The organism is Zavarzinia sp., from assembly GCF_041650655.1.
Lineage (GTDB): Bacteria > Pseudomonadota > Alphaproteobacteria > Zavarziniales > Zavarziniaceae > Zavarzinia.
Window position 1 is genome coordinate 1 of sequence record NZ_JBAZKR010000117.1, and the last position, 11087, is coordinate 11087.

Sequence of the window (11087 nt, forward strand, 5' to 3'; positions counted from 1 at the left end):
TGGCGAGGCGGACCACCGTCAACCTCGCGCGCCGTTGATGGACCCGCCGTTACCATGGCCGTTGCCCGCTTCACCCAGCCGATCTTCGCCGCAGCCGTTCTCGCGGCCGGCCTCGCCGTCGGCGCCTGCACGCCGACGATCGACGAGCGCGGGTGGCGACCCGACGAAACCGCCATCACCGCGATCCGGCCGGGGGTGGACAACAAGGAATCGGTGGCCCGCCTGCTCGGCACGCCATCGACCGTGTCCAACTTCGACGATAGTTCCTGGTATTACATCAGCGAGACGACCCAGCGCGTCGCCTTCCGGCGCGAGGAAGTGACGGACCAGGGCGTGCTTGTTGTCCAGTTCGACCAGGCCGGCAATGTCACCGAGGTGAGCCGCCTGAAGGCCGAGGACGGCAAGCAGGTTGCCATGAACCCCGAAAAGACGCCGACTCTCGGTTCGGAGCTGAGCCTCTGGCAGCAGCTCTTCGGCAATCTCGGCCGCTTCAACGCGCCCAATTCCGGCGCCACCAGCGCACCCGTGCCCGGCGGCAGCATTCCGCGCTGACGGAAGGCATGAAAAAGGCCCCGCCGGGCAACCGGCGGGGCCTTTCTCTTGTTCGGCTCAGCCGTGGTGAGCCAGGATCGCCAGCAGCAGCAGGGCGACGATGTTGGTGATCTTGATCATCGGGTTGACCGCGGGGCCCGCGGTGTCCTTGTAGGGATCGCCGACGGTATCGCCGGTCACGGCGGCCTTGTGGGCATCCGAGCCCTTGCCGCCGAAGTTGCCTTCCTCGATGTATTTCTTGGCATTGTCCCAGGCGCCGCCGCCCGCCGTCATCGACAGCGCGACGAAGAGCCCGGTCACGATCACGCCCATCAGCATGGCGCCGACGGCCGCGAAGGCAGAGGCCTGGTCGGCCACCGCAAGGATCACGTAATAAAGCACGATGGGCGCCAGCACCGGCAGCAGCGAGGGGATGATCATCTCCTTGATCGCCGCCTTGGTCAGCAGGTCGACGGCACGGCCGTAGTCCGGCTTGGCCTTGCCCTGCATGATGCCCTTGATCTCCTTGAACTGGCGCCGCACCTCGACCACCACGGCCCCCGCCGCCCGGCCGACCGCGGTCATGCCCATGGCGCCGAACAGATAGGGCAGCATGCCGCCGACCAGCAGCCCGACCACGACATAGGGGCTGGAAAGGTCGAAGGTGACGTGCAGCGACGGGAAGAAAGCCGTCAGGTCCTCGGTATAGGCGGCGAAGAGCACCAGGGCCGCCAAGCCGGCGGAACCGATGGCATAGCCCTTGGTGACCGCCTTGGTGGTGTTGCCGACCGCGTCCAGCGCGTCGGTCGTCTTGCGCACTTCGGGCGGCAGATTGGCCATTTCGGCGATGCCGCCCGCGTTGTCGGTGACCGGGCCATAGGCGTCGAGCGCCACGATCATGCCGGCCAGGGCCAGCATGGTGGTGACCGCCACCGCCGTGCCGAACAGACCGGCGAGCTGAAAGGTGGCGACGATGCCGACGCAGATGATCAGGGCCGGGATCGCAGTCGCCTCCATGGAGACGGCGAGGCCCTGGATCACATTGGTGCCGTGACCGGTCGTCGAAGACTGAGCGACCGAGCGGACCGGCCGGAAGGCGGTCGAGGTGTAGAATTCCGTGACCCAGACCAGCAGCCCGGTGACCACGAGCCCGACCAGGCCGCAAAGGAAGAGATGGCCGCCGTTGAAGGTGTGGCCACCGCCGGTGATCGGGGCCGCCATGTCCCCCAGGACCAGTTGGGTGATCGGCCAGAGCGCCGCCGCCGACAGGACGCCGGTGACGATCAAGCCCTTGTAGAGGGCGCCCATGATGTTCTGCGAAGCGCCCAGGCGGACGAAGAAGGTGCCGATGATCGAGGTGATGATGCAGGCCCCGCCGATCGCCAGCGGATAGAGCATCATGCGCGAGACGAGCGCCGGATCGGCCGCGAAGAAGATCGAACCGAGCACCATGGTGGCGACCAGGGTGACCGCATAGGTCTCGAACAGGTCGGCCGCCATGCCGGCGCAGTCGCCCACGTTGTCGCCCACGTTGTCGGCGATCACGGCGGGATTGCGCGGGTCGTCTTCGGGGATGCCGGCCTCGACCTTGCCCACGAGGTCGGCGCCGACGTCGGCGCCCTTGGTGAAGATGCCGCCGCCGAGGCGGGCAAAGATCGAAATCAGCGAGGCGCCGAAGCTGAGCGCCACCAAGGGATCGACCAGGTCACGCCCGCTCGCCCCGCTCGACAGCAGGATGTAGTAGTAGACCGCGACAGCGAGCAGGGCCAGGCCGACCACGAGCATGCCGGTCACCGCCCCCGCCCGGAAGGCGATGCCGAGGGCGTTCGCGAGCCCCTCGCGAGCGCCCGCCGCCGTGCGGACATTGGCCCGCACCGAGACATTCATGCCGACATAGCCGGCCGCTCCCGAGAGCACGGCACCGATCACGAAGCCGATCGCCACCATGGCCCCGAGCAGCAGGTAGAGAATGACGATGACGACGACGCCGACGATGGCGATCGTGCGGTACTGCCGGTTCAGATAGGCCCGTGCGCCTTCCTGAATGGCGGCGGCGATTTCCTGCATGCGGACAGTGCCCGCATCACGCGACAGAACGGAACGCGCTGCCCATACGCCATAAAGCAGCGCAAGCACACCGCAACCGATGACGCTCCAAAGGCCGATGGTTGTATCCATGATCTCCCCGCGTGTTTCCTGGGTTGCCGGGGCTGGGCGCCCTGCACCCTCCGGTCCCTGCACTTAACCCCGCGCGAACGGTGCCAGAGATGTGCGGGGGCCGCAATGAAGCTCTCTCAATCGTCGTGGTCGGCACCGCCACCACAACAACAAGCATGAAGCACAGGCGGGGGCGCCTGCACCTGCGGCGCGTGGCCGCGCCGGGCCAGCGGCAGCAGCAGCAGCGCCAGCGCGGCGAGCGGCAGTGCCGTCAGCGGCACGCCGTGCCAGCCGAAGACATCGAGCACCACGCCGGACAGGAAGGACGCTGCCGAAACGACGCCGAACACCAGGAAATCATTGGCCGCCTGGGTCTTGGAGCGTTCGGCCGGCGTGTAGCAGGTGGTGACCAGGCTGGTCGCACCGACGAAGGCGAAATTCCAGCCGAGGCCGAGCAGCACCAGGGCGATCCAGAACTGCTCGAAGGAGACGCCGGTCATCGCGATCCCGGTACAGGCGAGGATCAGCAGGAGGCCGGCGCCGATCACCGTGGTGACGCCGAATTTCTCGATCAACCGGCCGGTGAAGAAGGAGGGCGCGAACATGGCGAGCGAATGCCATTGGATGACGAAGGCGGCATCCTCGACCGTCAGGCTGCAGGCGATCATGGCGAGCGGCGTTGCCGTCATGACGAGACTCATCGAGGCATAGCCGGCGATCCCGGTCGCCAGCGCCGCGATCATGCGCGGCTGGCGCAGGATCTCCGAAAGCGGCCGGCCCGACTCGTGCCGCGCCACCGGGTCGAGCGGCGCCAGGCGGAGCCGCGACAATAAGCCCATCGATGCGACGCCGAGGGCCACCACCACGACATAGGCGCCGAGGAAGGGCAGGCCCAGCACCATGTCCCGCGTGTATTTCACCAGTTCCGGCCCGCATAGCGCCGCCGCGATGCCGCCCGCCATGACGAAGCCGATGGCGCGCGGGCGCTGGGCCGGCAGCGCCGCCTCGGCCGCGGCGAAGCGGTAGAACTGGGCATTGGCGTAGTACCAGCCGCCCATCAGTGACGCCGCGACGAAGCCCCAGAAGGAGCCGTAGTAGATCGACAGGCCGTAGAGAATGCCGGCGAACGTCCCCGCCCCCGCCCCCAACAGAAAGCCGTTCCGCCGTCCGATCCGCTTCTGCACCGCGGCCGCCGGCATGGTCGAGAGAGCGGCGCCCACGGTGATCGCGGTGACCGGCAGGGTCGCCAGCGCCTTGTCGCTCGCCAGCATGGCGCCGACGATGCCGTTCAGGGTGAGCAGGATCGTGGTCGACGTGCCGTAGAGCGCCTGGCCGAAGGCGAGCAGCAGGACATTGCGTCGGGCGAGCCGGGCGGCCGGATCTGTCACCGGGGTCAACTCTTGATCGGCAGGATGCTGGAGACCAGCATCCCCGTGATCTCGATGTCCCCCGCCGCCTTGCGGATCGCCGCCAGCGCCTTCTCCCGGAACGGGATCTCGTCGAAATCCGCCGGACCGTCCCCGGTCTGGATCGGATCGCTCGAGAACAGCGCCACCAACGCCGCCCGTATGTGCGGCTCTCGCTCCTTCAGGCGATTCGAGGCTTCGAGATCCTTCACCTCGATCTTGAAGGTGAAGGCGATGTAATTGCGCAGCTTGCCGTTCCGGACCGCCGGCAGGATTACGTTCTTCAGCTCGAAATAGGTCCGTTCCTCGACCTGGGGCAGGGTCGGCGGCGGCGCCGCGGCTGCCTCGTCCGTCGCCCCGCCGAAGGGCAGGAAACCGCCCAGATAGAGACCGCCCGCGCCGATCAACGCCAGCACGACGATTGCGAGCGCGATCCATCTCCAGCGCCTCATGACCCGACCACTCCGCTCTTGGGGTCCGGGCCGCCGACGTCGTGGCGCCAGCCGCCCCGGCCGAGCGTCAGGGGTGATCCTGCCGGATCGATCGCGCGCACTCCTTGACCTTGCTCAAAGCGTCCGATCGCCGTGCCCCCCTGCCCGGCCAGTTTCGCCAGGTCCTCGGGCGCCAGGGCGAAAACCAGTTCGTAATCGTCGCCCCCGGTCAGTACCGTCTCGATCAGGCCGGGATCGGCCGCCACGGCCGCTGCCGCCGCTGCCGACAGGGGAACCCGCCCCGCCTCGACCACCGCCGCCAGACCCGACTGCTCGCAGAGATGGCCGAGATCGGCCACCAGCCCGTCCGAAATGTCGCAGCAGGCGTGCGCCAAGCCGCGCAGCGAAGCACCGAGGTCGAGACGCGGCGTCGGCAGGCGATAACGCCCCTCGAAGGCGGAGAGGTCCCCGACCGCCCTGCCCTTCAGGCGCCCTGCGACATAGAGCGCGGCGTCGCCGATGGTGCCCGAGACGCAGACCAGATCGCCCGCCCGAGCCCCGGCCCGCCGGATCATGGTGCCGGTGGGCACTTCGCCGATCGCCGTCAGGCTGAACCAGGCAGGGCCGGAGGTCGACACGGTATCGCCGCCGATCAGGGTGAGGCCGAATGCCGCCACGTCGGCGGCGAGGCCGGCCGCGAAACCTTCGACCCAGGCCGGGCCGGCTGCGGGCGAAAAACCCGCGGCCAGCAGGCAGGCGCGCGGCCGTGCCCCCTTGGCCGCCAGGTCGGAGAGGTTGACCCGCATCAGCTTGGCCGCGACCGCCTCGGGCGGATCGTCGGCGAAGAAATGAACGCCCGCCACGATCGCGTCCTTGGTCAGCACGAAGTCGCAGCCAGGCGCCGGGGCCAGGGCCGCCGCATCGTCGGTCAGGCCGAAGGCGCCGGGCTCGCCCCGGCTGAGCGGCGCGAAGAGACGGGCGATGGTCTCGAATTCGTCCATGCGCCCCTAGTCCATGCGCCCGGAAGGCCTTAAGCGAATTCGGCGGGGCGGAGGCGGCGCGCCAGCGTGTTCAGCACGCCGTTGGCAAAGGCCGGCTCGGCCCCCGCGAAGAAGGCGTGGGCGACGTCGAGATATTCGTTGATGACGACCTTGGCCGGCACGTCGACCCGGGCCAGGAACTCGTAGACCGCGATCCGGACCAGCGCACGCAGGATCGAGTCGAGCCGGTCGAGCGGCCAATCGGCGGTCAGCGCGGGGGTGATCAGAGTGTCGATCTCGGCCCGCCGGTCGCTCGCGCCGCGCACCAGGTCGGCGAAGAAATCCTGGTCGGCGTCGTGCAGCTTCTCGCCCTCGTCGGTCTCGACACCCAGGCGGTGGGCGACGAATTCCTTGATCACGCCGACCGCGGGACGACCCGTGACCTCGATCTGATAGAGCGCCTGGACGGCGGCCAGACGGGCCGCCGAACGGGCCTTCACGCCCGACTTCGGCCGCCGGCCCTGCTGGAGGGGATTGTTCGGGTTGCTCACGACGCCACCCCGAAGCGGCGGCGCAGCGCGATCAGCGCGAGCGCCGCCTCGGCTGCACCGGCGCCCTTGTTCAGCTCGCCACGGTCGGCGCGGGCCCAGGCCTGGCCCTCGTTCTCGACCGTCAGGATGCCGTTGCCGATGGCAAGACCATGGCCGACACCGAGGTCCATCAGCCCGCGCGCGCTCTCGCCGCAGACATAGTCGAAATGGCTGGTCTCGCCCCGGATGACGCAGCCGAGGGCAACATAGCCGTCGATCCGCTTCACGCGGTTCGCCTTGGCCTGATTGCCTTCCTCGGCGATCCGGATGGCGGTCGGAATCTCCAGCGCGCCGGGCACGGAAATCCGCTCCCACGAGCCGCCGGCCGCTTCGATCGCCTCGGCGGCGCCGCGCAGCAATTCGTCCGCGATCGCATTGTAGAAGCGCGCCTCGACGATCAGGAGGCGTGGGCCGCCGGAGCCGCCGGAAATAGGCAGATTGGGATCGCCGGCGTCGGTCGCCTTGGGTCGCATGTCGTTCAGCCGATCGAGAGAGTGCGGTGCTCGACCACTTTCAGGTCGTAGCCTTCGAGCCCGATGATGGTGCGCCGCGTGTTGGAGATAAGGATCATGGCGTGCACGCCGAGATCCAGCAGAATCTGGGCACCGATGCCATAGTCGCGCAATTCGTGCTGACCGAGGGTCGGCGGGACCGCGGCTTCGGCCGGCGCACTCGAGCGCGCCGCGATTTCCGAGAGCGCGGTCGGCCGGGTGTCACGGATCAGCACGATCACGCCGCGCCCTTCCCGCCCGATCTCTTCCATCGCGGCGGCGAGTGGGCTGGTGCGGCCACGCTTGTCGGCCAGCAGGTCCTCGAAGACGTTGACCGTGTGGACGCGCACCAGGACCGGGGCCGGGCCGGAGATATCGCCCTTCACCAGGGCGATATGCTCGCTGCCGTCGATCTTGTTCTTGTAGACCAGGGTGCGGAAGCGGCCGCCATGGGCGGAGTCGATCTCGGTCTGGCCGACCTGGGTCACCAGATTGTCCCAGCGCCGACGATAGGAGATCAGGTCCGCGATGGTGCCGATCTTCAGGCCGTGGAACTGCGCGAATTTCACCAGGTCCGGCAGCCGGGCCATGGTGCCGTCGTCGTTCATGATCTCGCAGATCACGCCCGACGGGTTGAGCCCGGCGAGGCGCGAGACGTCGACAGCCGCCTCGGTATGGCCGGCGCGGACCAGCACGCCGCCGTCGCGCGCCACCAGCGGGAAGACATGGCCCGGCGTCGCCAGGTCCTGCGGCCCCTTGGTGGGATCGATGGCGACCGCCACGGTGCGCGCCCGGTCATGGGCGGAAATACCGGTGCTGACCCCTTCGCGCGCCTCGATCGAGACGGTGAAGGCGGTCTGGTGGCGCGAGAGATTGTCCCGGCTCATCAGCGTGAGACCGAGCTGATCGACGCGCTGGCGGGTGAGCGACAGACAGATCAGGCCGCGGCCGTAGCGCGCCATGAAATTGATCGCGTCCGGCGTCGCCATCTGGGCCGGAATCACCAGGTCGCCCTCGTTTTCCCGGTCCTCGTGATCGACCAGGATGAACATGCGGCCGTTGCGGGCGTCGTCGATGATCGCTTCGATGGGGGCGAGATAGTCCCGCCATTCGTTGCTCATGCCCGCCACTCCTGGAGCCGGGCGACATAACGCGCCAGCACGTCGATCTCGAAGTTCAGCTTGGTGCCCGGCGTCACCAGGTCGCGGCTGAAAGTGGTCATCTCCTGCGTATGCGGGATCACGTTGATCCAGAACTTGTCGCCCGAGACGTCGTTCACGGTGAGCGAGACGCCGTCCAGCGCGACCGAGCCCTTGGTCGCGACATAGCGGGCGAAGCCCTCCGGCGCCTGGATGCCGATCTTCAGCGAATCCCCCTCGGGCTCGACCGAGACGACGGTGGCGATGCCGTCGACATGGCCGGTCACGATATGGCCGCCCATCTCGTCGCCCACCTTGAGCGAACGCTCCAGGTTCACCGGGCTGCCGGCCACCCAGGTGCCCAGCTTGGTCTTGCGCAGGGTCTCGCCCGAGGCGTCGACCTCGAACCAGCCGGTGTCCTTGTCGACCACGGTGAGACAGACGCCCGAACAGGCGATCGAGGCGCCGATCGCCACGGTCGAAAGGTCGAAGCCGGTCTCGATCCGGAATCTCGTGTCGCCGCGATGCTCGACACGAGCGATTCGGCCGACGTCTGTGATGATGCCTGTAAACATGGCGTCACTCTTAACGGGAGAGGCGATAGATTTCCAATAGGTCGTCCCCGAGATACTCCACGGCGTCCAGCGCATAGGTCGGTGCCAGGGACAATTTTTCGAGACCCAGAGCGGCGACGCCCGGCCTGCCGTCGTCGCCGATCACGCAGCGCCCACGGAACCAGAACAGACGGTCGACAAGCTTGGCCGTGATCAGGCTGGCGGCGAGCTGGCCGCCGCCCTCGACCAGGAGGCGGGTCACCCCCTTGTCGGCCAGGCATTTCATCATGTGGACCGGATCGGGATGGCCGCCCTGGCCCTGGGGCACCTCGATCACCTCGACGCCGGCCGCAGTGAAGGCGGTGCGCCGCCCCGCCGGATTGCCGGGGACAGTGAACAGCAGGGTCGGCACATTGCGCGCCGTGCGCACCAGGCCATGGGTCAGGGGCAGGCGCAGCCTGCCGTCGGCGACGATCCGCATGGGCGAACGGTCGCCCAGGCCGGGCAGCCGGCAGGTGAGTTGGGGATCGTCGGCGATCGCGGTGCCGACACCGATGACCACGGCGTCATGATTGGCGCGCATCAGATGGGCCCGGGCGCGGGCCTGCTCGCCGGTGATCCACTGGCTGTCGCCGCTCCGCGTCGCGATGCAGCCGTCGATGCTGGTCGCCAGCTTCAGGGTGACCAGGGGCTTGCCGTCCAGCCGGCCGAAGAAGCCGGCGTTCAGCATCTGCGCCTCGCATTCGAGGAGGCCGACGTCGACCTTCACGCCCGCCGCCTGGAGCATGGCGACGCCGCGCCCGGCGACCCGGGGATCGGGATCGATGGTCGCGACGACGGCCCGGGCGATACCCGCCTTCGCCAGCGCGTCGGCACAGGGGCCGGTCTTGCCGTGGTGGGAACAGGGTTCGAGCGTGACATAGGCGGTGGCGCCGCGCGCCCCCTCGCCCGCCCGCTTCAGGGCTTCGGTCTCGGCATGGGGGCGGCCGCCGGGCTGCGTCCAGCCGCGGGCGACAACGCGGCCGTCCTTGACCAGCACACAGCCGACCGCCGGATTGGGCGCCACATTGCCGAGGCCGCGCCGCGCCAGACCCAGCGCGACGCCCATGTGGCGGCGGTCCGCCTCGGAAAAGCGATCAGTCGTTGGCGTCCGCACCGGCCAGCCGTCCGACGAAAGTCTCGAAATCCTTGGCTTCGCGGAAATTGCGATAGACCGAGGCATAGCGGACATAGGCGACCGAATCGAGAGAGGCCAGCCCCTCCATGACCATTTCGCCGACCATGACGGAAGGGATCTCGCTCTCGCCCATCGATTCGAGGCGGCGCACGATGCCCGAGATCATGCGCTCCACACGCTCCGGCTCCACCGGGCGCTTGCGCAGCGCCACCATGACCGAGCGGGCCAGCTTGTCGCGGTCGAAGGGCACGCGGCGGCCGGTCTTCTTGACGATGGTGATCTCGCGGAGCTGAACCCGCTCGAAGGTGGTGAAACGCGCACCGCAGCCGGGACAGAAACGCCGGCGCCGGATGGCGCCATTGTCTTCGGTGGGACGGCTGTCCTTCACCTGTGTTTCTTCATGGCCGCAGAACGGGCAGCGCATCTTGAACCCCCTAGCCCCGAGCGAAGGTCAGGCGCGCCGTAACCCTTCCGGCGCGCCTGCCACGTTTAGCGATAGATCGGAAAATCGGCGCAGAGCTTGGTCACCTTGGCAGCGACCGCAGCTTCGACCGCACCATTGCCCTCGACACCATTGGCCGCCAGGCCGTCCAGCACTTCGGCGATCAGATCGGCGACATATTGGAATTCGGCGACGCCGAAGCCGCGGCTGGTGCCGGCCGGCGTGCCCAGGCGGATGCCCGAGGTCACCATCGGCTTTTCCGGATCGAAGGGAATGCCGTTCTTGTTGCAGGTGATCTGGGCGCGGTCCAATGCCTTCTCGGCGATGTTGCCGGTCAGCTTCTTGGGCCGGAGATCGACCAGCATGAGATGGGTGTCGGTGCCGCCCGAGACGAGGTCGAAACCATGGCCCTTCAGGCGCTCGGCCAGGGCCTTGGCATTCTCGACCACCTGGCGGGCATAGGCCTTGAATTCGGGCTGCAGCGCTTCGCCGAAGGCCACGGCCTTGGCGGCGATGACATGCATCAGCGGGCCGCCCTGCAGGCCAGGGAAGACCGCCGAGTTGATCTTCTTGCCGAGATCGACATCGCGCGTGAGGATCATGCCGCCGCGGGGACCGCGCAGGGTCTTGTGCGTCGTCGTGGTCACGACATGGGCATGGTCGAGCGGGTTGGGATGCGCCCCACCGGCCACGAGACCGGCGAAATGCGCCATGTCGACCATGAAATAGGCGCCCACCTTGTCGGCGATCGCCCGGAAGGCGGCGAAATCGATCGTGCGCGGATAGGCCGAGCCGCCGGCGATGATCAGCTTCGGCTTATGTTCGAGGGCCAGTGCCTCGACCTCGGCCATGTCGACCTGGTGGGTGTCCGGACGCACCGAATAAGGCACCGGCTTGAACCACTTGCCCGACTGGTTGGCGGGCGAGCCATGGGTGAGATGGCCGCCGGCCGCCAGGTTCAGGCCCATGAAAGTGTCGCCCGGCTGGAGCAGGGCGAAGAACACCGCCTGATTGGCCTGGGCGCCCGAATGGGGCTGCACATTGGCGAAAGTGGCGCCGAAGAGCTGGCAGGCGCGTTCGATCGCCGCGACCTCGGCCTTGTCGACTTCCTCGCAGCCGCCGTAATAGCGCCGGCCGGGATAGCCTTCGGCATATTTGTTGGTCAGGACGGAGCCCTGAGCTTCGAGCA

General features: G+C 68.1%; 12 protein-coding genes. 1 reads left to right on the forward strand and 11 read right to left on the reverse strand.

Features of this window, described 5'->3' with window-relative positions; genetic code table 11:
• Positions 1-54: 54 nt before the first annotated feature.
• On the forward strand, positions 55-552 hold the full coding sequence (locus WC493_RS19235) for an outer membrane protein assembly factor BamE (RefSeq protein WP_373067490.1): 498 nt from the start codon (positions 55-57) through the stop codon (positions 550-552).
• A gap of 57 nt (positions 553-609) precedes the next feature.
• Here the strand turns inward: WC493_RS19235 and WC493_RS19240 are convergent, their stop codons facing one another.
• The 11 genes from WC493_RS19240 to glyA all read right to left on the reverse strand — a co-directional run.
• Positions 610-2709, reverse strand: coding sequence for a sodium-translocating pyrophosphatase (locus WC493_RS19240; protein ID WP_373067493.1), 2100 nt, complete (start codon positions 2707-2709; stop codon positions 610-612).
• 116 nt (positions 2710-2825) lie between these two features.
• Complete coding sequence (locus tag WC493_RS19245; protein ID WP_373067495.1) at positions 2826-4076, reverse strand: MFS transporter; 1251 nt, start codon at positions 4074-4076, stop codon at positions 2826-2828.
• 5 nt (positions 4077-4081) lie between these two features.
• Positions 4082-4546, reverse strand: coding sequence for a hypothetical protein (locus tag WC493_RS19250; protein ID WP_373067498.1), 465 nt, complete (start codon positions 4544-4546; stop codon positions 4082-4084).
• Positions 4543-5526, reverse strand: coding sequence for a thiamine-phosphate kinase (thiL, locus tag WC493_RS19255; protein WP_373067500.1), 984 nt, complete (start codon positions 5524-5526; stop codon positions 4543-4545). The genes WC493_RS19250 and thiL overlap by 4 nt, the downstream gene beginning before the upstream one ends.
• Before the next feature lie 29 nt (positions 5527-5555).
• Complete coding sequence (gene nusB, locus WC493_RS19260) at positions 5556-6056, reverse strand: transcription antitermination factor NusB (RefSeq protein WP_373067503.1); 501 nt, start codon at positions 6054-6056, stop codon at positions 5556-5558.
• Positions 6053-6568, reverse strand: coding sequence for a 6,7-dimethyl-8-ribityllumazine synthase (ribH, locus tag WC493_RS19265; protein WP_373067505.1), 516 nt, complete (start codon positions 6566-6568; stop codon positions 6053-6055). The genes nusB and ribH overlap by 4 nt, the downstream gene beginning before the upstream one ends.
• A gap of 5 nt (positions 6569-6573) precedes the next feature.
• The gene (gene ribB, locus WC493_RS19270; RefSeq protein WP_373067507.1) at positions 6574-7707 is read right to left on the reverse strand and encodes a 3,4-dihydroxy-2-butanone-4-phosphate synthase; all 1134 of its coding nucleotides are present in this window, start codon (positions 7705-7707) and stop codon (positions 6574-6576) included.
• Positions 7704-8300: a riboflavin synthase gene (locus WC493_RS19275; RefSeq protein WP_373067510.1), complete on the reverse strand. Its 597-nt coding sequence runs from the start codon at positions 8298-8300 to the stop codon at positions 7704-7706. The genes ribB and WC493_RS19275 overlap by 4 nt, the downstream gene beginning before the upstream one ends.
• A 10-nt stretch (positions 8301-8310) precedes the next feature.
• The gene (ribD, locus tag WC493_RS19280) at positions 8311-9435 is read right to left on the reverse strand and encodes a bifunctional diaminohydroxyphosphoribosylaminopyrimidine deaminase/5-amino-6-(5-phosphoribosylamino)uracil reductase RibD (protein ID WP_373067512.1); all 1125 of its coding nucleotides are present in this window, start codon (positions 9433-9435) and stop codon (positions 8311-8313) included.
• Complete coding sequence (nrdR, locus tag WC493_RS19285; protein ID WP_373067514.1) at positions 9416-9880, reverse strand: transcriptional regulator NrdR; 465 nt, start codon at positions 9878-9880, stop codon at positions 9416-9418. Before nrdR ends, ribD begins: the two co-directional genes overlap by 20 nt.
• Before the next feature lie 65 nt (positions 9881-9945).
• Positions 9946-11087: serine hydroxymethyltransferase (gene glyA / locus WC493_RS19290; RefSeq protein ID WP_373067517.1), on the reverse strand; the 1142-nt coding region annotated here is incomplete at its 5' end.